This is a genomic window from Streptomyces cyanogenus (assembly GCF_017526105.1).
GTDB lineage: Bacteria > Actinomycetota > Actinomycetes > Streptomycetales > Streptomycetaceae > Streptomyces > Streptomyces cyanogenus.
Genome location: NZ_CP071839.1, coordinates 7,543,306 through 7,563,974, shown reverse-complemented (window position 1 = coordinate 7,563,974; position 20,669 = coordinate 7,543,306). Strand labels below are relative to the sequence as shown.

Genomic DNA, 20,669 nt, shown 5'->3' with positions numbered 1-20,669 from the left:
CGTATCCAGGTCACGCCGGGTCACACGTGCCGGAGGCCATCCCCTGGTCACGGGTAGCGGACGAGGTTCGCGACGTTGGTCGTCGCGTTGGAGGGTCCTCCGGTGTTGTTGACGACGTGACTGATGGTGCCGGTGCCGCCGAGGGAGACGGTGACGTTGCAGGCGTACTGCTGCACGACGGTGCCGTCGGCGGTGCCGGCCGCCCTGGCGTCCAGGCACCTGCCGCTCGCGGCGTTGACCACCGTGACGGATCCGGTGGGCAGGGCGGCGGTAGCGGCGGTGGCCGCCGGCACGGGTGCGGCCGTGAGCAGGGCGTCGGCGAGGGACAGTGCGGCGAGCGACCCGGCCGCGGGGAGGGGTCTGGCCATGTGCGCGGGCGGCCTTTCGGTGGGGGGAGGCCGCAGGCCCAACAGCGGGGGACAGTCTGCCGTTGGGGCCTGCGGGGCTTTGTTTAAGGCGTGAAGCTAAAGGTACGGACCAGGGACGTCAAGTGGAACGGTGAATCCGGAACAGCGGTGGCGAAAAAACGGCGCCCGGGGAAGCCACCGGCCGGCCGGGCCGTCCCGGGGGACCGGCCCGCCGTCTCGGTCGTCAGGCCGGCCCGGAACCAGGCCCTCTCGGTCGTCGGGCCGGCCCGGGAATCAGGCCGTCGGTGCCACCGCGTCCGGGGTCTCGTCCCGTCGGGCGAACTGGGTGCGGTACAGCTCGGCGTAGCGTCCGTCCGCCGCCAGGAGTTCCGCGTGCGTGCCGCGCTCCACGATGCGGCCGGACTCCACGACCAGGATCTGGTCGGCGGCCCGCACCGTGGACAGGCGGTGGGCGATGACCACGGCGGTGCGGCCCTCCAGGGCCTCGGTGAGCGCCTCCTGGACGGCCGCCTCGGAGGCGTTGTCCAGGTGCGCGGTGGCCTCGTCCAGGATGACCACGCGCTGGCGGGCCAGCAGCAGCCGGGCGATGGTCATGCGCTGGCGCTCGCCGCCGGAGAGCCGGTAACCGCGCTCGCCGACGACCGTGTCCAGACCGTCGGGCAGGGACCGTACGACGTCGGCGAGGCGGGCGCGGCCGAGGGCGTCCCACAGCTCCTCGTCCCCCGCGTCCGGGCGGGCCAGCAGCAGGTTGGCGCGGACGGTGTCGTGGAAGAGGTGGCCGTCCTGGGTGACCATGCCGAGCGTGGCCCGCAGGGACGCGGCGGTCAGCTCCCGTACGTCGACCCCGCCGATGCGGACGGCACCCGCGTCGACGTCGTACAGGCGCGGCAGAAGCTGCGCGATGGTCGACTTGCCGGCACCGGAGGAGCCGACCAGGGCGACGGTACGGCCGGGCTCGGCGCGGAAGGAGATGCCGTGCAGCACCTCCGAGCCGCCGCGGGTGTCGAGCGCGGCGACCTCCTCCAGGGAGGCGAGGGAGACCTGGTCGGCGGCCGGGTACGAGAAGCGGACGTTCTCGAACTCGACGGCGACCGGCCCCTCGGGCACCTCGCGGGCGTCCGGTTTCTCCGTGATGAGCGGCTCCAGGTCGAGCACCTCGAAGACCCGCTCGAAGCTGACGAGCGCGCTCATCACCTCGACCCGGGCCCCGGCGAGCGCGGTCAGCGGGGCGTACAGCCGGGTCAGCAGCAGGGCGAGGGAGACCACCGCGCCGGGCTCCAGGGTGCCGCGCAGCGCGAACCAGCCGCCGAGGCCGTAGACGAGGGCCAGGGCGAGGGCGGAGACCAGGGTGAGGGAGGTGATGAAGACCGACTGGGCCGTGGCCGTGCGCACGCCGATGTCCCGGACCCGGCGGGCGCGGGCCGCGAACTCCGCCGACTCCTCCTCCGGCCGCCCGAACAGCTTGACCAGCGTGGCGCCGGGCGCGGAGAACCGCTCGGTCATCCGGGTGCCCATGGCCGCGTTCAGCGCCGCCGCCTCCCGCTGCATACGGGCCATCCGGCGGCCCATGCGGCGGGCGGGCAGCACGAAGACCGGCAGCAGCACCAGTGCGAGCAGGGTGATCTGCCAGGACAGGGTGAGCATGACCGCGAGGGTGAGCAGCAGGGTGACCAGGTTGCTGACGACGCCGGAGAGGGTGTTGGCGAAGGCCCGCTGGGCGCCGATCACGTCGTTGTTGAGACGGCTGACCAGCGCGCCCGTACGCGTACGCGTGAAGAACGCGACAGGCATGCGCTGCACATGATCGAACACAGCCGTCCGGAGGTCGAGGATGAGTCCCTCCCCGAGCGTCGCCGACAGCCGGCGGCCGAGGATGCCGAGCCCCGCCTCCACGAGCGCCACCAGCGCGATGAGCAGGGCGAGCCCGACCACCGTGCCGGAGTCGTGCCCCGCCACGATCGCGTCGACGACGCGGCCGGCGAGCACGGGCGTCGCCACGGCGAGCAGGGCCGTCACCACCCCGAGCAGCACGAACCGGACGATGCCGGCACGGTGCGGGCGGGCGAAGGCGGCGATGCGGCGCAGCGTGGCGCGGGCGAACGGGCGACGCTCGGACTGCGCGTTCATCACGCTGTGCAGTTGCGTCCAGGCGGTGGTCTCCATGCTCATGGGAGAGAACGTAGAACCTCAAGCATCGTTGAGGTCAATGTCCCGGGGTTTTCACCCGCCGTTGGTGCGGCTCGGAAAGCCTGTGCGGATGTGACCACCGTCCCGCATCCCCGGGGGCGACTCCCCCGGCGCGTCCCCGTCCGCCAGGTGCTGTGCCTGGTGCCGCTCGTGCTCGTCGCCGTGGCCGCAGTCCGGCACCGCTCGGTGCTCGCGGAGGGCTTCGGGCACCTCAGGACCGCGTCCTGGCCGTGGCTGCTCGCGGCGGCCGCGGCCACCTGCCTGACCTGGGTGGCCGCCGCGCTCACCCGGCAGGGCGCGGTGCTGCAACCCCTGCCCAAGGGGCGGTTGCTGGCCACCCAGTTGGCGGCGGCCACGGCCAACCATCTGCTGCCGAGCGGGCTCGGCGCGGGTGCCGTGAACCTGCGCTTCATGACCGTGTGCGGGGTGCCGCCGGCCCGTTCCTCGGCGGCGCTCGTCCTGTACCTGCTGGCCGAGAGCGTGGGCCGGCTCGGCCTGTTGGCGGCGCTGCTGGTCGCGTTCCCGGACGCGCTGCGGCTCGGCACCCTGCTGCCGGACGGCTCGGCGCTCCCGCTGCTGCTGGGCGCCGTGGGCCTGCTGCTCGTCGCGGGGGCCGTGCCGGTGTTCGTACGGCCGCTGCGCACGCGCGTGTACGCGTTCGCGCGGGACGCCCTCGGCGAGGCGCGGTCGGTGCACACGCGGCCGGCCCGCGCGCTGGCGCTGTGGGGCGGCTCGCTGGCCTTCCCCGCGCTCCAGGCGGCCGGACTGGCCGCGGTCGGGCAGGCGCTACGGCTGCCGGTGCCGCCCGGGCACATGGTGCTGGCCTACCTGGCCGCGACGGTCGCGGTGGCCCTGGTGCCCACACCCGGCGGGGTCGGCTCGGTGGAGGCGGCGCTGATCGTCGCGCTGGTCGCGGTGGGCGGCCCGGCGGCGGTGGCCACGGCGGTGGTGCTGGCCTACCGGCTCATCACCGTGTGGCTGCCGCTGCTGCCGGGGGCGCTGACGCTCGGCGCCCTGGTGCGGCTGAAGGTCATCTGACCGCCGCGACCGCACCGCCGGGCGCCGCACGGAAGGGCACCCGCACGCCCACCCCGGCCGCAGGATCTTCGGCTCCTTCGCGCGCGTCACGCCGCCCCTGCGCTGTCCGGCTCACTGATGCGCGTACGGTCACCCAACCGGTCCCGGCGCCTCCGGCCGCCTCCCCGCGCGTCACACCGCCCCCCGTCCTCCCGCTCCCTTGATACGCGCGCGCTCACCCCCGGCTCCCGGCACCCCCGGCCGCCTCCCCTCACGCCGCCCCTGCGCTGTCCGGCTCGCTGATGCGCGTACGGTCACCCCAACCGGCTCCGCCGCCTCCGGATGCTCCCCCGCGCGTCACACCGCCCCCTGTCCTCCCGCTCCCCGAATACCCGCAGCCCACCCCACCGGCTCCCGGCACCCCCGGCCGCCTCCCCTCACGTCACGCCGCCCCTGCGTTGTCCCGCTCCAGTGCCGCGCGCAGCCAGTCGTCCGCGGTGCCCGGGGTCGGTTCCGGACGGCTGCCCGGCGGTGTGAGCACCGCGGCCGTCAGTTCCCAGTAGCGGTCCAGACGCGGCTCGGCCGCGAGCCGCGGGGCCAGCAGGCGGCGGAACTCCCGGGTGTCCCGGCTGCCGAAGGCGCTCGCGTACGCCGCCACGTAGGCGTCCAGCGCCTCACCCGGGTGCGGATCCCGTGCTCGGCGCAGCTGCGGGCCCGCCAGCTCGTAGGCCTCGGCGAGACCCTCGTACAGCACGGCCGCGCCGCGGGCCCCGGCCACCCGGTGCACCTCGGGCCGGGGCTGCGGGGTACCCGGGCAGGGAGCCGTCGTCATCGCGTGCAGGCGGGCGAAGGCCAGCACCTGCGCCGGGTCCGGCTCCTCGGGAGGCTGCGGAACGGCCACCTCCAGGAACGCCGCCGTCGCCCGGGCCGGCATCCGCGCCGGCAGCCAGGCACGCCAGAACCGGGCCAGCGGTGCCGTGCTCGGCGGCATGCTCACCGTGCCGATCAGCCGGAGCCGTTCGGCCCGCTCCGCGGGCGGGCACTCCCCGACCAGCCGCAGCGCCGCCTCCCGCCAGCGCAACGTCCTCAGCTCACTGCCCAGCTCGCGCAGGCGCCCCGCGACGACGCCCTCCAGCACACGGCCCGCCACGCCCTCGTCCTGGAGAACCCGGCGCACCTCGGGCAGCGGCAGGTCGAGGGCGCGCAGGGAGCGGATCAGCCGCAGTCGCTCCAGTGCCTCGGGGCCGTACCGGCGGTGCCCGCCGCCGCTGCGGGAGGCCTCGGGCAGCAGACCCCGGTCGGAATAGAAACGGACGGATTTCACGGTGGCACCCGCGCGCTCGGCGAGTTCACCGATGCTCCACAGGACCTCGTGCGACGTGGACAGTTGAACCTCCCTCCGGGGGAGTTCCTACGGTACCGGCGCGCGGGCCGGGCGAAGGCTCCCGGTTCCGCCGGCCACGGCGTACGCGACCGGCGTGACGTCATGCGACGGACCCGAGGAGAGGGCCATGACCGTGTTCATCATGGTGGGGGGCGTGTTCACCGGCGCCCAGGTGTGGCAGGAGACCGCCGCGCTGCTGACCGCGGCGGGCAGCGAGGTGCACCCGGTCCGGCTCACCGGAGTCGACGCGGGCCGTCCCGCCCCGCCGGCCGACGTGGATCTGGAGACGCACATCGCGGACGTGACCGCGGCGATCGACGCGGTGGACGCGGCGTCCGGCCGGGAGATCGTGCTCGTCGGCCACGACTACGGCATCCACCCGGTGCTCGGTGCCGTCGACCGGCGGGCACAGCGCGTCGCCCGGGTGGTGTACCTGGACGCCGGGATGCCGCGGAACGGCGTCCCGGCCCTGGCCGCCGTACCGGACCAGGCCCTGCGCGCGCGGCTGGCCGAACAGGCGCAACGCGGGGACGGCGAAGACGCGTTGGCGCCGCCGGCTCGTGACGAGTGGCAGCGCTGGGGCAGTACGGCCGGCCTCTCCGACGCGGCGCTGGACCGGCTCACCGCCCTCGCCGCGCCGCAGCCGCTGGGCACCCTGCTCCAGCCGCTGCGGCTGACCGGAGCGGTGGCCGCCGTGCCCGTCACCGGCATCCTGTGCACCCGTAACGGTGTCAGCGTCGACATGCTGCAACGGCTCGTCGACTTCGGCGACCCCGGGCTGGCGGCCCTGACCGGCCCCCAGGTCACCTTCTTCGAACTGCTCACCGGGCACTGGCCGATGCTGTCCTGTCCCGCCGAACTGGCGGACGTCCTGCGGCGCGCCGCGGCCGGCGGGGGACGCCGCCTGCGACCGGCCGGCGCCGACGAACCGCCCGCCCATCTGCGCCCGTTCCCGCTCGACGTGCCCGAGCCGCCCCGGGACCGCAAGGGACACGTCGACTTCCACGTCCCCGCCGCCGAAGGCCCGCGACCGGCCGTGGTCCTCGTGCACGGCGGCCCCGTCCCCGCCGGAGCCCGGCCGACACCGCGCGACTGGCCGACCCTGGTGGGGTACGCCCGCATGGCGGCGGCCGAGGGCATGGTCGGCGTGACCTTCGACCACCGGCTGCACGACGTCGCCGACTACGAGCGCGCCGCCGCGGACGTCACCGCCGCGGTGGAGCTGGTGCGGGCAGATCCCCGCGTGGACGCCGACCGGGTCGCCCTGTGGTTCTTCTCCGGCGGCGGCCTGCTCGCCGCGGACTGGCTGGAGAAGCCCCCGGTCTGGCTGCGCTGCCTGGCCGCCTCCTATCCGGTCCTGGCGCCGCTGCCCAACTGGGGGCTGACCGGCAGCCGGTTCCGTCCGGACCGGGCGGTCGCGCACGCGGGTGCCCTGCCCGTCGTCCTCCTCCGTGCGGGACGGGAGACACCCGAGGTGGCCGCCACCGTGGAGGCGTTCGTGAGCGCGGCGGAGGGCTGCGGGGCGCACCTGGAACTGGTCGACGTCCCGAACGGCCACCACGGCTTCGAGACCGTCGACGCGCCCGAGGAGACCGTCCCCGCCCTGCGCCGGGCCATGCGCTCGGTGGTGACCCACCTGACCGCCTGACGCCCGGGGAGCCGCGCGCCGGGCGTCCGGCCTCGGCGACGCCTCCGGGGCCGGCTCCACAGATCATGCCCACGGTCGTCCCCCGACCCGGGGCGCGACTGCCAGGCTACGGACGGATCACCGTCCCGCCCCGGACACCGGGGCCGATGAAGGAGGCTGCCGCATGCCGGTGCGGATCGAACGGCAGGAGCACGTCACCACGGTCGTCCTGTCCCGGCCGGAGGCCCGTAACGCGGTGGACGGTCCCACGGCCGCCGAACTCGCCGCCGCGTTCCGGGCGTTCGAGGCGGACGACACCGCCCGGGTGGCGGTGCTGTGGGGCGAGGGCGGCACCTTCTGCGCGGGCGCGGACCTGAAGGCGATCGGCACGGAGCGCGGCAACCGGGTGGCGGAGGACGGCGACGGGCCGATGGGTCCGACCCGGATGCGGCTGTCCAAGCCGGTGATCGCGGCGGTGTCCGGGCACGCGGTCGCGGGCGGCCTCGAACTCGCCCTGTGGTGCGATCTGCGGGTCGCGGAGGAGGACGCGGTGTTCGGGGTGTTCTGCCGTCGCTGGGGCGTGCCCCTGATCGACGGCGGCACGGTACGGCTGCCCCGGCTGATCGGCACCGGCCGGGCCCTGGACCTGATCCTCACCGGCCGCCCGGTCCCGGCCCGCGAGGCCTACGAGATGGGGCTCGCGAACCGCCTGGTCCCGGCCGGACGGGCGCGCGCCGAGGCCGAGGCCCTCGCGGCGGCCATCGCCCGCTTCCCGCAGGCCTGCCTGCGCAGCGATCGCGCCTCGGTCCTGGACCAGGAAGGCCTGGACGAGCCGACGGCGCTGCTCGGCGAACTCCGGCACGGCGCGGGTGTGCTGCCGGAGAGCGCGGAGGGCGCCGCCCGGTTCGCCTCGGGGGCCGGGCGGCACGGCTCGTTCGGCACGCCCTGATCCGCTGCCGCTCCGGCGGCCCGGCGCAGACCGGGAAGGCGGCCGGCGCGCAGTCGATGTCCGGCACCGGGCGCACCGTCGCACACGGCACTGACGACGCCCGCTCAGCCGGTGCTCACCCGCACCGGCCCGCCGTCGGGATCGACGCGGTCGTGCCAGCGGGCGGCGAGGGTCAGGGTGCGCTCGGGCAACGCGGTGCCGGCGGTGAGCCGTTGGCGGTGCAGGAGGCGCCCGTCCTGGTGGACGTACAGGACCGGGCGGGGCAGCGGGACGCCGGTGCGCAGGACGTGACGGGCGGGTACGGCGCCGGGGGTGACGCGGTTCGGGGCGATCCAGCGCAGCGGCGGCTCGACGACCACGGGCACGCCCGGTTCCGGCCAGGGCGTACCCGCCAGGAAGTCCAGGACGGCGCCGGCCGCGCGGGCGCCCTCGCGGACCGCGGTGCCGGCGGGCTCCACGGCGTGCAGCAGGTTGCCGGCGGCGAAGACACCGGGGCGCGAGGTGTGCGGGGTGGCGCCGACGGCGGGACCGCGGGTGCCCGGGTCCAGGGTGAGGCCGCCGCGCCGGGCCAGTTCGTGTTCGGGGACGAAGTCGCCGGTGAACACCACGGTGTCACAGGGCAGTACGGCCGTCCGGCCGTCCCGGTGGCGGACGCGGACGCCGGACAGCCGGCCGTGGCCGACGAGTTCGGTGATCGTGGTGTCGGTCAGCAGCGGGATGCCGTGGCCCAGCCGGGCCGCCCCGGCGCGGGCCCTGCCGGCCTGGGCGCGCGGGTGCTCCGTGACCAGGGCGACGACCTCGGCGCCGGCCGTGCGGACGGTGGCCGCCGCCGCGTAGGAGACGTCCGCCGCGCCGGCGACGACCGCGCGGGTGCCGATGTGCTGCCCGAACAGGTGGACCGCCTGCTGGAGTTCGCCGGTGGTGCAGACACCGGCGGGGCGGGTGCCGGGCACCAGCCGTGCGGCGCGCGGGCGTTCGCGGGCGCCGGTGGCGAGCACGACCGCCCGTGCCTCGACGGTCTCCGGGCCGCCGGGCCCGACGGTGGTGAGCACGGGACCCGTCGGCGCCCAGTCCAGCGCCGTCACGCCGGTGCGGAGCGTGGCGCCGGCCCGCTCGGCGGCCTCCGTGAGCAGGCGGGCGTAGCGGGGTCCGGTGAGCGGACGGGTCCAGGTGCCGAAGCCCCCGTGCGCGCAGTGCCGGGGCACCCCGCCGGGCTGCGCCTCCCGCTCCAGCACCTCCACGCGTCCGGCGCCGGCGGCGGCCAGCCGCGCGGCGGCGGCGAGCCCGGCGGGACCCGCACCGACGACGAGGACGTCGACCCGGCGCGGGACCACCGCTTGGCCCGTCACCTCCGGCCCCTCTGGAACAGGTCGCGGACCGCGACCCCGCGAGCTTCACCCGTCATGCCCGCCCTTTCTCGAACAGATCGCAGAGCGCGACCTCGCCGCTTCACCCGTCACGGCGGCCCCTCGCGAACAGGTCACGGACCGCGACCCCGCCCGCTTCACCGTCACGCCCGCCCCCTCTCGAACAGGTCGCGGACCACGGCCCCGCAGTAGAACCCCTGGCAGCGGCCGGCCCGGGCGCGGGTGCGGCGGCGGAGGCCGTCGAGGGTGCGGGGCGGGACCGTACTGGCGAGGGCGTCGCGGATCTCCCCGCGGGACACCCGCTCGCAGTGGCAGACGAGGGTGCCGTACTCGGGGTCGGCGGCGATGAGGTCGGCCCGCTGGTAGGGGCGCGGGGAGGCCTCGCCGAGGTTGGGCATGGTCAGCGGCTCCGGCTCCCGGACCGGGCCCGGGTCGAGGCCGTTCTCCGCCAGCAGACCAGTGACGTGGGCGGCGATGGCCAGGGACGCGGTCAGGCCGGTGGAGCGGATGCCGCCGACGGTGACGTACGCCTGCCCGGGGTGCGCGGTGATCCGGTAGTCCTCCTGCCCGGTGGCCGCGCGCAGCCCGGCGTAGACGGCGGTGACCTCCTCCTCCGGCAGGGCGGGCAGGATGCGCCGGCCCTGCTCCCGCAGCGCGGCCGTCCCGTCGGCGGTGGAGCCGGTGGCCCGCTTGTCGTGCAGGTCCTCGGCGGTGGGGCCGAGCAGGACGTTGCCGTAGACGGTGGGGGCGACCAGGACGCCCTTGCCGAGGGCGGTCGGCACGGGCAGCAGGATGTGCCGGACGAGCGGGCGGGCGAGCTTGTCGTAGACCAGGAGCTGGCCGCGCCGCGGGGTCACGGTGAAGTCCTCGTGGCCGAGGGCGCGGTCCAGGGTGTCGGCGTGCAGCCCGGCCGCGTTGACCAGGTGGCGGGCGCGCAGGGTGCCCCGGCTGGTGGTCAGCAGATGCCCGCCGGACCGGCGTGCCGCGCGCACGGCGGTGTTCAGGTGCAGGTCCACTCCGGCACGGACCGCCTGGGTGGCGTAGGCGAGGGTCGTCGTCCAGGGGCAGATGATGCTCTCGCCGGGGACGTGCAGCGCGCCGAGCGCGCCGGGGCCCAGGTGCGGCTCGCGGGCGTACAGCTCCTCGGGGCCCAGCAGGGCGGTGTCGGGGTACGCGTTGCGCTCGGCCTTCTCGGCCAGCCGGGGCAGCGCGGCGCGCTGCTCCTCGTCCCAGGCGACCAGCAGTGCGCCGACCCGTTCGACGGGGATGCCGGTGTCGTCCGCGTAGGCGCCGAGGCGCGCGTAGCCCTCGCGGACCAGCCGGGCCTCCAGGGTGCCGGGGGTGGCGTCGAAACCCGTGTGCAGGATCGCGGTGTTGGCCTTGGAGGTGCCCTGTCCGACGTCGTCCTGGGCGTCGAGCAGGGCGACGCGCAGGCGGGGGTGGCGGGCCAGTTCCCGGGCGACGGCGCAGCCGACGACACCGGCGCCGACGATCGCCACGTCGTACGGCGTCGGGGGCAGCGGACCGTCCGCGGTGACCGTCACGGGTCGAGGAGGGCCGCGACGGCGCCGCGGAACCCGGCGCGGCGTTCGGCGGCCTGGTCGGCGGTGATGCGGGGCTCGTACACGGCGGAGGGTCGCCAGTCGGGCAGCGCGTCCTCGACGCGCAGTCCGGGGTGCGCGCCGAGCCGGGCGAGGGTGGCGGCACCGAGCGCGGTCGCGTCGGGCAGCGCGGACACCTCCACGGGGCGTTGCAGCAGGTCGGCCTGGGTCTGCATGAGGAGCGCGGAGCGGGTGAGGCCGCCGTCGACACGGAGCGTGTCCAGCGGCGCGTCGAGGTCGCGGGCGGCGGCCTCGGCGAGTTCGGCGACCTGGGCGGCGATCCCTTCGCACAGGGCGCGCACCAGGTGCCCCGGCGTGGTGTCGAGGCCGAGGCCGGTGAGGGAGCCGCGCACGTCGCCGCGCCACCAGGGGGCGGCGAGTCCGGCGAGGGCGGGGACGAAGGTGACCCCGCCGCTGTCGGGCACGGTGCCGCCGACCGGATCGAGGTCGGCGGCACCGGAGATGACGCCGAGGCCGGTGAGCCAGCGGACGGCGGAGGCGGCCGTGTAGACCTGGCCGTCCAGGCAGTAGCCGGTGTGTCCGTCGAGTCGCCAGGCCACGCAGCTGACCAGGCCCGAGTCGCCGCGCCGGGGTCGGTCACCGGTGTGCGCGAGCAGGAACGCGCCGGTGCCGTAGGTGCACTTGGCGGCACCGGGGCCGGTGACGCGCTGGGCGAGCAGCGCGGCCTGCTGGTCGACGATCAGTCCGGTGAGCGGGATCTCGGGGCCGAACGCCCTGGTCGTGCCGATCGGTCGGGCGGCGTCGGTCACCTCGGGCAGGCGTTCACCGGCCAGGCCGTACAGGTCGAGGGCGCGCGGGGACCACTCGACGCGGTCCAGGTCGAGCAGCTGGGTGCGGCCGGCGGTGGCGGCGTCGGTGGCGAAGGCACCGGTGAGACGGTGGACCAGCCAGGCGTCGGAGGTGGTGACGACGCCGTCGCGGGTGAGGTGGCGGCGGATCCACGCCATCTTCGGCGCGGCGAAGTACGGATCGAGGGGCAGACCGGTCAGCCGACGCAACTCCTCGGCGTGCTCGGCGAGTTCGGCGCAGACGGTCTCGGCGCGCCGGTCCTGCCAGACCAGGGCGTCGGTCAGCGGGCGGCCGGTGGCCGGATCCCAGGCGAGGACGGTCTCGCCCTGGTTGGCGAGACCGAACGCGACGACGTCCTCGCCCGCCTCGGCGAGCGCGCGCCGGCCGGCGTCCACCACCGAGTCGTACAGCCGGGCCGGGTCCACCTCCACCAGGCCGCCGGGCAGATGGCGGGGGCGCACCTCGGCGAAGGCGGTGCCGATGACCCCGCGCTCGGGGCACACCACGAGCGCCTTGGTGCCGGACGTGCCCTGGTCGACGGCGAGCACCGGCCCGGTCATCGCGCGTCCTCCGCTCCAGCCGTGAAGATCACCGCGCCAGCCTGCCGCCGCCCCGGCCCCGGCGTCAAGGGCTGCCTTCCACGTCAACTCGCCTTACCGGGTAGTTGACTTGGCAACAATGGTACGGCGGAACGTGCGCCTCTATAGTGACCGCCGACCACACGAGTCACCACATCACCGCCCAGGGGAGGGCTGTTGCAACGTCACCCCGCCACCTCGCCCGTGCGCCAGTGGCCGGGGGCCCGCTGATGGCCAGAGACGGAGCCCGCCCCACCTACGACCCCGCCGGGCCCGACCACGCGCTGCGCGCCGCCCTGCAGGACCTGCGCACCGGCCGCTGGATGGCCATGCGCACCCTGCTCGCGGAGACCACCGAGTGGTGGCAGTGGACCCAGCGCACCCAGGTCCTGGCGGCGGCCGCGGCCGGCACCGACGTGGTGCGGGCCTGGCTCGCCGAGGAGCCGGACAGCACCCATGCGGTGGTGATGCACGCCCGGGTCGGCGTGGAGCGCGCCCTGCGGGCCCGGCGAGAACGGCACCGCCGTACCCACGAGTTGTGGATCGAGGCGTGGGACGCGGCGCAGTCGGCCACCCAGGCCGCCCCGCAGGACCCGGTGCCGTGGGTGTGTCTGCTGGCGCTGGCCCAGCTCGACCCGGAGCAGCGGTGGGAGGAGCACCGGGCCGCCGCGCCGGAGCCGATGCTGCCGCCCGGCCCCTGGGGGCTGCTGGCGGAGGCCGGCAGGCGTGACCCGTTCAACCGCGAGGCCCACCACCGGATGCTGCAGTTCCTCTACGTGCGCGGCGGTTCGGGCCGGCTCGCGGAGGCCTCCGGGTACGCGCAGTGGGTCGCCGGCCAGGCCCCGCCCGGTTCCGCGCTGCACCTGCTGCCGCTGTACGTCCGGGTCGAGCGCTACCGCCGGGACAGCGGGCACGACGCGGCGCTGGACCTGCACTGGGTGGTGGAGGAGGCAGCCCGTGAGGCGCGGCGCGCGCTGGACTCCTGGTTCGAGCGGACGCCCCCCGGCGAGCGCGCGCTGCCGGACCTCAACCACCTGGCGCACGCCCTGTGGGGCTCCCTCCAGTTCCCGGAGGCGGCCCGGGTGTTCGAGGCGATCGGCCCCTACTTCACGCCCCCGCCCTGGATGTACCGCACCGCGGACCGGGACCGGGCCGTGGAGGTCTTCGTACAGGCCCGGGACCGCTGTCGGGCCGCCGCGGACGGCTCCCGCCCCTGAACGCCCCTGAACGGCCCGCACGGCCCTGCGCTCCGGCCACGGAACGCACAGCCGGCCCCTCGGCTCCACCCCGCACCGCTCTCCGCTCCACCCCGGAGCACCCCGCACCGCCCTCCGCTCCACCCCCTGAACAGCCCGTCGCACGTGCCCGTTCGAAACCGTCGATCCCGGAGGTCCCCGCGTGTCCCCCACCCCCGAACCCTCGCCCGCCCCCGTGCCCGCCCCGGGTCTGCCGCAGCAGGACGAGGAGCAGCGGCTGCGCGAACTCGGCTACCGGCCGGTGCTGGCCCGCCGCATGGGCGGCTTCGGCAACTTCGCGATCAGCTTCTCGGTGATCTCGATCCTGTCCGGCTGTATGACCCTGTACGGCTTCGGCCTGAACACCGGCGGTCCCGCCGTGATGCTGTGGGGCTGGGCCGGCGTCGGTCTGTTCGTCCTGTGCGTCGGCCTCGCACTCGCCGAGGTCACCAGCGCCTACCCGACCTCCGGCGCCCTGTACTACATGGCCGACCGGCTCGGCGGCCGGCGCTGGGGCTGGTACACCGGCTGGCTGAACCTGCTCGGCCTGCTCGGCGCGATCGCCGGCATCGACTACGGCGCCGCCCTGTTCACCGGCGCGTTCGCCAGCATCCAGTGGGGCTTCGTGCCGACGCCCGGCAAGACCATGCTGATCTTCTGCGCCATCCTGCTGCTGCACGCGGTGCTGAACCTGTTCGGCGTCCGCCTGGTCAGCGTGCTCAACTCGGTCAGCGTGTGGTGGCACCTGGCGGGCGTCGCCCTGATCGTCGGCGCGCTGGCCATCGTCCCCGACCACCACCGGTCGCCGTCCTTCGTGTTCACGAAGTTCGTCAACGAGACCGGCTGGGACAACCCGCTGTACGTCGCCGCGATCGGCCTGCTCCTCGCGCAGTACACCTTCTCCGGCTACGACGCCTCCGCCCACCTGTCCGAGGAGACCTCGCACGCCTCGGTAGCCGCCTCCCGCGGCATCGTCCGCGCCATCTGGGCGTCCTGGCTGGCCGGTTTCGTGCTGCTGGCCGGTCTGACCTTCGCCATCCAGGACTACGACGCCACCCGCACCACCGGCACCGGCGTGCCGCCCGCCCAGATCCTGCTCGACGGCCTCGGCACCGACGGCGCGAGCGCCCTGCTGCTCGTCGTCATCGTCGCCCAGCTGTTCTGCGGGAACGCCGAGGTCGCCGCGGCCAGCCGGATGGTGTTCGCGTTCAGCCGGGACGGGGCGCTGCCCGGCTCGCACCTGTGGCGCAAGGTGAGCAGCCGCACCCAGACCCCGGTCGCCGCCGTCTGGCTGTCCGTCGTGGTGGCCTGTGTCCTGGCCCTGCCGTCGCTGTACTCGACGACGGCCTACAACGCGGTGACCGCCATCAACGTCATCGGCATCACCCCGGCCTACGCCATCCCCGTCTTCCTCCGGCTGCGTGCCGGCGACCGCTTCCGGCCGGGGCCGTGGCACCTGGGCCGCTGGAGCAGGCCGATCGGCTGGATCGCGGTCGTCTGGGTGGCGTGCGTGACGGTTCTGTTCTGCCTGCCCCAGGCGTCGCCGGTCACGGCCGACACGATGAACTACGCCGCCATCGCCCTCGCCGTGGTCCTGATCCTCGCCAGCGTCTGGTGGTACGTCGCCCGCCGGTCGTACGGCACGCCCACCACCGCCGCGTACGGCAGCGACCGTGACCAGGCGGATCTCGCCGAGGGCATCGTCTGAGCCGGCTGTCCGGAGAGCGCCGGTCCGGTACGAACCGGTGTACCGGATGCGGCAGGATGAACGATCGCGCCGGTCACCGGAGTTCCTTCGGCCGGCGCGATCGCACATCCCGGACATCGAGCAGGTGACAACGTGACGAGACTTCACAAGTGGTGCTCCGCAGCGGTTCCGCGCCCCGGAGGTGACCGGTGAACCGCACGCTGACCCTGGACGACCTCGTCCTCGCCGGCATCGCTCTGGGGGCGGGCCTGCTGCTCGCCTTCATGGCGCGCACCCTGCTGCGCTGGCTCGCCAAGCACGCCGAACGGACCCGCTGGAGCGGTGACGACGTCATCGTGGACGCGCTGCGCTCGGTCGTCCCCTGGGCGGCGATCGTGGGCGGCGCGGCGGCGGCCACGGCCGTGCTGCCGTGCACCAGGACCGTCCAGCACCACGTGTACCAGGTGCTCCAGGTCTGGCTGATCGTCGTCGTGACGTTCTCCGCGGCCCGGGTGATCGCCGGACTGGTCCGTACGGTCACCCAGTCCCGCTCGGGGGTCGCCGGTTCGGCGACCATCTTCGTGAACATCACCCGGGTCCTGGTCCTGGCCATCGGCTTCCTGGTGGTCCTGCAGACCCTCGGCATCTCCATAGCACCCCTGCTGACCGCCCTGGGCGTCGGCGGTCTGGCGGTCGCCCTGGCCCTCCAGGACACCCTCGCCAACCTCTTCGCGGGCGTCCACATCCTCGCCTCCAAGACCGTCCAGCCGGGCGACTACATCCGGCTGAGCAGCGGCGAGGAGGGCTACGTCGTCGACATCAACTGGCGCCAGACGACGGTCCGCCAGCTCTCCAACAACCTGGTGGTCATCCCCAACGGCCAGCTCGCCAAGGCGAACATGACCAACTACACCCGGCCCGAGCAGGAGCTGACCGTCCTGGTGCAGGTCGGGGTGGGCTACGACTCCGACCTGGAGCACGTGGAACGGGTCACCGCGGAGGTGGTCACGGAGGTCATGACGGACGTCACCGGCGCCGTCCCCGAGCACGAGCCCGCGATCCGCTTCCACACCTTCGGCGACTCCCGGATCGGCTTCACGGTCATCCTCGGCGTCGGCGAGTTCAGCGACCAGTACCGGATCAAGCACGAGTTCATCAAGCGCCTGCACCGCCGCTACCGCGAGGAGGGCATCCGCATCCCGGCGCCCACCCGCTCGGTCTCGCTCCAGCCGGGCCCGGCGGTGATCCCGCACCAGCGGACCGGGGAGGACGTCACCGGCGGGGCGACCGTGGCCGACTGAGCCGCACCGGCCGGGCCGTCCCTGGGAGCGGGCGGGGATCTTGGGCATCCGTAGCCAGGAGATCTTCGTCGCTGTCAGGAGGAAGCCGGCATGACCGTACCCGTGCGCCAGGTCGGAGGGGCGGAGCGCCGTCGGCGCTTCGATCTGCGCAGCACCGCGATGTTCTTCGTACTGCTCGCGATCGTCCTGTGCGTCCTCGCGTTCCTGGCGCGCACGGCGGCGGGCATGATCGAGCGCCGCCCGGTCTGGGCCGGTGTCCTCGCGGTGCTCGCCGCGGCCACCGCGTTCCAGCTCCGTTCCCGGCGGCGCCGCCTCTCCCCCGGCGGGTACGCGCGCCGGGCAGCCCGGGCGCTGGAGGAAGCCGCCGACGAGGCCTCCGTCACTCTCGCCGCCGCGCCGGTGGCCGAGCCCGCCGTCCGCCTCCCCGCTACCGACTTCGCCGCGCTCGACCCCGACGGTTTCGAGCAGGCGATAGCGGAGCTGTGCGTGCTCGGCGAGTGCCGCGAGGTGGAGGTGGTGGGCGGAGCCGGTGACCTCGGGGCCGACGTCGTCGCCCTCACCCCGGACGGGCGGCGCCTGGTCATCCAGTGCAAGCAGTACGGCGACGACAACAAGGTCGGCTCCCAGGACGTGCAGCGCTTCGGCGGCACCTGCTTCACCATCCACGAGGCCGATGTCGCCGCGGTGGTCACCACGAGCGACTTCACGGCACCCGCCCTGGAGTACGCGCTGCAGTGCGGGATCGTCTGCGTGAACGGCGACGACCTGGAGGCCTGGCGCCGGGGCACGGGCCCCAGCCCCTGGGAGCGGGCGGACGCCGGATCGTGAACGGCGAGCCGCCCGCTGCGGCCGGCGCACGCCGCCGGCGCGCGGACTACCCTCGAAGCAACATGACCTCGTCCCCCGCCCCCCGCTCGCTCGACCAGCTGCTGGACGCCCTCGCCCGGCAGCCGTTCCGGGCGCGGTTCCACCTGCGCGGGCGGGACCGGGCGACCGCCGGGCTCAAGGGCCCGGCGACGATCAGGTGGCACGCGTACGACCTGGTCGCCAAGCGGCTGGCGCCGGCCGAGCCGTACAAGGACGGCAAGCAGACGCCGTACCGGGGGCACCCGGTCTTCGTGGCCCAGCACGCGACCGCGACCTGCTGCCGGGGCTGCCTCCAGCGCTGGCACGGGATCCCGAAGGGGCGGACACTGACCCGGGACGAACACGTGTACGTGGTGGACGTGATCTGCCACTGGATCGCGCGCGAGATGGCGGGTGGCGCTTTTTCCGGCCAGGACCCCTGTCGAGCCGACCCCGGTCACGAGATATCTTGATGTCGAGCAATGTTGCAGACGTGGAGCGGAGCACCCGGTGACTGACTCGACCATCATCTACACCTACACAGACGAGGCCCCGGCCCTGGCGACGCATTCGTTCCTGCCGGTGATCCAGGCGTACGCCTCGCAGGCCGGTGTGCCCGTGGAGACGCGTGACATCTCGCTGGCCGGGCGCATCATCGCCGTCTTCCCGGAGTACCTGAACGAGGACCAGCGCATCCCCGACGCGCTGACCGAGCTGGGCGAGCTGGCCAAGACCCCCGCGGCCAACATCATCAAGCTGCCGAACATCTCGGCGTCCATCCCGCAGCTGAAGGCCGCCGTCGCCGAGCTGCAGGCCAAGGGCTACGCGCTGCCGGACTACCCGGACGACCCGAAGACCGACGAGGAGCGCGAGATCCGCGCCCGCTACGACAAGATCAAGGGCTCCGCCGTCAACCCGGTCCTGCGCGAGGGCAACTCCGACCGCCGTGCCCCGGCCTCGGTGAAGAACTACGCCAAGACCCACCCGCACCGCATGGGCGCCTGGACCGCCGAGTCCAAGACCAACGTGGCGACCATGGGCGAGAACGACTTCCGCTCCACCGAGAAGTCCGTCGTGATCTCCGAGGCCGGCACGCTCAGGATCGAGCTGGTCGGCGAGGACGGCACCACCACCGTCCTGAAGGAGTCCGTACCGGTCCGCGAGGGCGAGGTCGTCGACGCCTCCGTCATGCGCGTCGCCGAGCTGAACACGTTCCTCGCCGCGCAGGTCGCCCGCGCCAAGGAAGAGGGCGTCCTGTTCTCCGTGCACCTGAAGGCCACGATGATGAAGGTCTCCGACCCGATCATCTTCGGCCACGTGGTGCGCGCCTTCTTCCCGAAGACGTTCGCGAAGTACGGCGAGACCCTCAAGGCGGCCGGCCTCACCCCGAACGACGGCCTCGGCGGCATCCTGAAGGGCCTGGAGAACCTGCCCGAGGGCGCCGAGATCAAGGCCTCCTTCGACGCCGAGATCGCCGAGGGCCCCGCGCTGGCGATGGTCGACTCCGACAAGGGCATCACCAACCTGCACGTGCCGTCGGACGTCATCATCGACGCCTCGATGCCGGCCATGATCCGCACCTCGGGCCACATGTGGGGCGCGGACGGCCAGGAGCACGACGCCCTCGCCGTGATCCCGGACTCCTCCTACGCCGGTGTCTACCAGGCCGTCATCGACGACTGCCGCGCCAACGGCGCCTACGACCCGTCCACCATGGGCTCGGTCCCGAACGTCGGCCTGATGGCGCAGAAGGCCGAGGAGTACGGCTCGCACGACAAGACCTTCGAGATCCCGGCCGCCGGCACGGTCCGCCTGACCGACCAGGCCGGCAACGTCCTGATCGAGCAGCCGGTCGCGCAGGGCGACATCTTCCGCGCCTGCCAGACCAAGGACGACCCGATCCGCGACTGGGTCAAGCTGGCCGTCACCCGCGCCCGCGCCACCGGCGACCCGGCCGTGTTCTGGCTGGACGAGACGCGCGCCCACGACGCGCAGCTGATCGCCAAGGTCAAGCAGTACCTGCCCGAGCACGACACCGAGGGCCTGGACATCCGCATCCTGTCCCCGGTCGAGGCCACCAAGCTGTCGGTGGAGCGCATCCGCCGCGGCGAGAACACCATCTCGGTGACCGGCAACGTGCTGCGCGACTACCTGACCGACCTCTTCCCCATCCTGGAGCTGGGCACCAGCGCCAAGATGCTGTCGGTCGTCCCGCTGATGGCGGGCGGCGGTCTGTTCGAGACGGGCGCCGGCGGTTCCGCGCCGAAGCACGTCCAGCAGCTGGTCAAGGAGAACTACCTGCGCTGGGACTCGCTCGGTGAGTTCTTCGCCCTGGTTCCGTCCTTCGAGCAGTACGCGGCGGCCACCGGCAACACCCGCGCCAAGGTCCTCGCCGACACCCTGGACCGCGCCACGGCGACCTTCCTCAACGAGGACAAGTCCCCGACCCGGCGCGTCGGCGGCATCGACAACCGCGGCAGCCACTTCTACCTGTCCCTGTACTGGGCGCAGGAGCTGGCCCGGCAGACCGACGACGCCGACCTGGCCAAGGCCTTCGCGCCGCTCGCCGAGACCCTCGCCGCGAACGAGCAGAAGATCGTGGACGAGCTGATCGCCGTCCAGGGCTCCCCGGCCGACATCGGGGGCTACTACCAGGTCGACAAGGCCAAGGCGGACGCGGTCATGCGCCCGTCGGCCACCTGGAACGAGGCCCTGGCGTCCCTGAGCTAGTGCCCGCGGCGGCTCAGCCGGCGCCTGCGGCGCCCGAGCCGCCGAGGTGACGTGCCCTCCGCCCCGGCCGGGAGACCCCGGCCGGGGCGGAGGCGTGTGGGGCGGGAGCCGTTGTCAGTGCCGTGTGGCACCTTGATCGTGCACGCACCCACACCCCAGGAGCAGCCGGTGTCCGAGAGCACCCCCTCGTTCGACCTCCTTCCCGGCGCCGCCGAGTCGCCGGTGCTGCTGCACGTGCCGCACTCGGCACGGGCGATACCGCAGGACGTGCGCGCCGGGATCGTGCTGGACGACGCGGAGCTGGAGCGGGAGCTGGACCGGATCACGGACGCGCACACCGCCGAGATCGCCGAGCGGGCCGCCGCGCTCGCCGGGGTGCGGCCCTGGCGGTTCGTGAACCGGCTGTCGCGGCTGGTGGTGGACCCGGAGCGGTTCCCGGACGAGCGGGAGGAGATGGCGGCCGTCGGCATGGGCGCGGTGTACACGCGGACCACGCGCCGGGCTGTGCTGCGGCCCGCGGACACCGACCCGGAGCCGCTGCTCGCCCGCTATTTCCGCCCCTACGCCGCGGCCATGACGGAGGCGGTGGCCGGGCGGCTGGCCGCGACCGGGCGGGCCGTGATCATCGACGTGCACTCGTATCCGGCCGAACCGCTCCCCTACGAGCTGCACGGCACCGGGCCGCGCCCGCCGGTGTGCCTGGGCACGGACGCCTTCCACACCCCGCCGGAGCTGACGGAGGCCGCCCGCAAGGCGTTCGCCGGCTGCGGCGAGACGGGCCTGGACAGCCCGTTCGCCGGGACGTACGTGCCGCTGGACTTCTACGGCACGGACCCGCGCGTCGGCGCCCTGATGGTGGAGATCCGGCGGGACACCTACATGACGGAACCGGGCGGCCCGGCCGGCCCGGGCCTGAACCGCCTCGCCACGGCCCTGGCCACACTCGTCGACACCGCCCACCCCACCGCCTGAGCCACCCACC

Annotated in this window: 15 protein-coding genes and 1 pseudogene; 10 read left to right on the top strand and 6 right to left on the bottom strand. The window is 74.4% G+C overall.

Annotation, left to right across the window (positions count from 1 at the left end):
- Window positions 1-167: 167 nt before the first annotated feature.
- Window positions 168-368, bottom strand: a pseudogene (locus tag S1361_RS40440) (RICIN domain-containing protein); the annotation flags it as partial.
- A 273-nt stretch (window positions 369-641) separates the two neighbouring features.
- A complete protein-coding gene (locus S1361_RS33910; protein ID WP_208036888.1) occupies window positions 642-2,531 on the bottom strand; it encodes an ABC transporter ATP-binding protein in 1,890 nt (629 codons plus the stop codon).
- A 96-nt stretch (window positions 2,532-2,627) separates the two neighbouring features.
- Here S1361_RS33910 and S1361_RS33905 point away from each other — a divergent pair, with 96 nt between their 5' ends.
- Complete coding sequence (locus S1361_RS33905) at window positions 2,628-3,593, top strand: lysylphosphatidylglycerol synthase transmembrane domain-containing protein (protein WP_208035689.1); 966 nt, start codon at window positions 2,628-2,630, stop codon at window positions 3,591-3,593.
- A 421-nt stretch (window positions 3,594-4,014) separates the two neighbouring features.
- Here the strand turns inward: S1361_RS33905 and S1361_RS33900 are convergent, their stop codons facing one another.
- Window positions 4,015-4,959, bottom strand: coding sequence for a MerR family transcriptional regulator (locus S1361_RS33900; protein ID WP_208036887.1), 945 nt, complete (start codon window positions 4,957-4,959; stop codon window positions 4,015-4,017).
- Window positions 4,960-5,083: 124 nt separating this feature from the next.
- Here S1361_RS33900 and S1361_RS33895 point away from each other — a divergent pair, with 124 nt between their 5' ends.
- Both S1361_RS33895 and S1361_RS33890 read left to right on the top strand, forming a co-directional pair.
- The gene (locus tag S1361_RS33895) at window positions 5,084-6,604 is read left to right on the top strand and encodes an alpha/beta hydrolase (protein WP_208035688.1); all 1,521 of its coding nucleotides are present in this window, start codon (window positions 5,084-5,086) and stop codon (window positions 6,602-6,604) included.
- A 163-nt stretch (window positions 6,605-6,767) separates the two neighbouring features.
- The gene (locus S1361_RS33890) at window positions 6,768-7,532 is read left to right on the top strand and encodes a crotonase/enoyl-CoA hydratase family protein (RefSeq protein WP_208035687.1); all 765 of its coding nucleotides are present in this window, start codon (window positions 6,768-6,770) and stop codon (window positions 7,530-7,532) included.
- Window positions 7,533-7,636: 104 nt separating this feature from the next.
- Here S1361_RS33890 and S1361_RS33885 read toward each other — a convergent pair whose 3' ends face one another.
- The 3 genes from S1361_RS33885 to S1361_RS33875 all read right to left on the bottom strand — a co-directional run bounded on the left by S1361_RS33885 (window position 7,637) and on the right by S1361_RS33875 (window position 11,870).
- On the bottom strand, window positions 7,637-8,881 hold the full coding sequence (locus S1361_RS33885; RefSeq protein WP_243769393.1) for an NAD(P)/FAD-dependent oxidoreductase: 1,245 nt from the start codon (window positions 8,879-8,881) through the stop codon (window positions 7,637-7,639).
- Window positions 8,882-9,042: 161 nt separating this feature from the next.
- On the bottom strand, window positions 9,043-10,443 hold the full coding sequence (locus S1361_RS33880) for an FAD-dependent oxidoreductase (RefSeq protein WP_208035686.1): 1,401 nt from the start codon (window positions 10,441-10,443) through the stop codon (window positions 9,043-9,045).
- Window positions 10,440-11,870, bottom strand: coding sequence for an FGGY family carbohydrate kinase (locus tag S1361_RS33875; protein WP_208035685.1), 1,431 nt, complete (start codon window positions 11,868-11,870; stop codon window positions 10,440-10,442). Before S1361_RS33875 ends, S1361_RS33880 begins: the two co-directional genes overlap by 4 nt.
- A gap of 248 nt (window positions 11,871-12,118) precedes the next feature.
- Between S1361_RS33875 and S1361_RS33870 the strand changes: the two genes are divergently transcribed.
- The 7 genes from S1361_RS33870 to S1361_RS33840 all read left to right on the top strand — a co-directional run bounded on the left by S1361_RS33870 (window position 12,119) and on the right by S1361_RS33840 (window position 20,659).
- Entirely contained in the window at window positions 12,119-13,105 is a 987-nt protein-coding gene (locus S1361_RS33870) for a hypothetical protein (RefSeq protein WP_208035684.1), read from the top strand.
- Between the two features lie 181 nt (window positions 13,106-13,286).
- Window positions 13,287-14,831, top strand: coding sequence for an amino acid permease (locus tag S1361_RS33865; protein ID WP_208035683.1), 1,545 nt, complete (start codon window positions 13,287-13,289; stop codon window positions 14,829-14,831).
- Between the two features lie 188 nt (window positions 14,832-15,019).
- Window positions 15,020-16,111: a mechanosensitive ion channel family protein gene (locus S1361_RS33860; protein WP_208035682.1), complete on the top strand. Its 1,092-nt coding sequence runs from the start codon at window positions 15,020-15,022 to the stop codon at window positions 16,109-16,111.
- 90 nt (window positions 16,112-16,201) lie between these two features.
- Window positions 16,202-16,939 carry a restriction endonuclease gene (locus tag S1361_RS33855; RefSeq protein ID WP_208035681.1) on the top strand — a complete coding sequence of 246 codons (738 nt, stop codon included), beginning with the start codon at window positions 16,202-16,204 and terminating at the stop codon, window positions 16,937-16,939.
- Window positions 16,940-17,001: 62 nt separating this feature from the next.
- Complete coding sequence (locus S1361_RS33850) at window positions 17,002-17,430, top strand: DUF4186 domain-containing protein (RefSeq protein ID WP_208035680.1); 429 nt, start codon at window positions 17,002-17,004, stop codon at window positions 17,428-17,430.
- 37 nt (window positions 17,431-17,467) lie between these two features.
- Window positions 17,468-19,687, top strand: a complete 2,220-nt coding sequence (locus S1361_RS33845) for an NADP-dependent isocitrate dehydrogenase (protein ID WP_208035679.1) — start codon at window positions 17,468-17,470, stop codon at window positions 19,685-19,687.
- A gap of 168 nt (window positions 19,688-19,855) precedes the next feature.
- A complete protein-coding gene (locus S1361_RS33840; RefSeq protein ID WP_208035678.1) occupies window positions 19,856-20,659 on the top strand; it encodes an N-formylglutamate amidohydrolase in 804 nt (267 codons plus the stop codon).
- Window positions 20,660-20,669: the final 10 nt, after the last annotated feature.

Coding starts and splice junctions, on each gene's coding strand:
- S1361_RS33910 (WP_208036888.1), bottom strand. CDS start 2,531: ATGGAGACCACCGCCTGGACGCAACTGCACAGCGTGATGAACGCGCAG.
- S1361_RS33895 (WP_208035688.1), top strand. CDS start 5,084: ATGACCGTGTTCATCATGGTGGGGGGCGTGTTCACCGGCGCCCAGGTG.
- S1361_RS33890 (WP_208035687.1), top strand. CDS start 6,768: ATGCCGGTGCGGATCGAACGGCAGGAGCACGTCACCACGGTCGTCCTG.
- S1361_RS33875 (WP_208035685.1), bottom strand. CDS start 11,870: ATGACCGGGCCGGTGCTCGCCGTCGACCAGGGCACGTCCGGCACCAAG.
- S1361_RS33870 (WP_208035684.1), top strand. CDS start 12,119: ATGGCCAGAGACGGAGCCCGCCCCACCTACGACCCCGCCGGGCCCGAC.
- S1361_RS33855 (WP_208035681.1), top strand. CDS start 16,202: ATGACCGTACCCGTGCGCCAGGTCGGAGGGGCGGAGCGCCGTCGGCGC.
- S1361_RS33850 (WP_208035680.1), top strand. CDS start 17,002: ATGACCTCGTCCCCCGCCCCCCGCTCGCTCGACCAGCTGCTGGACGCC.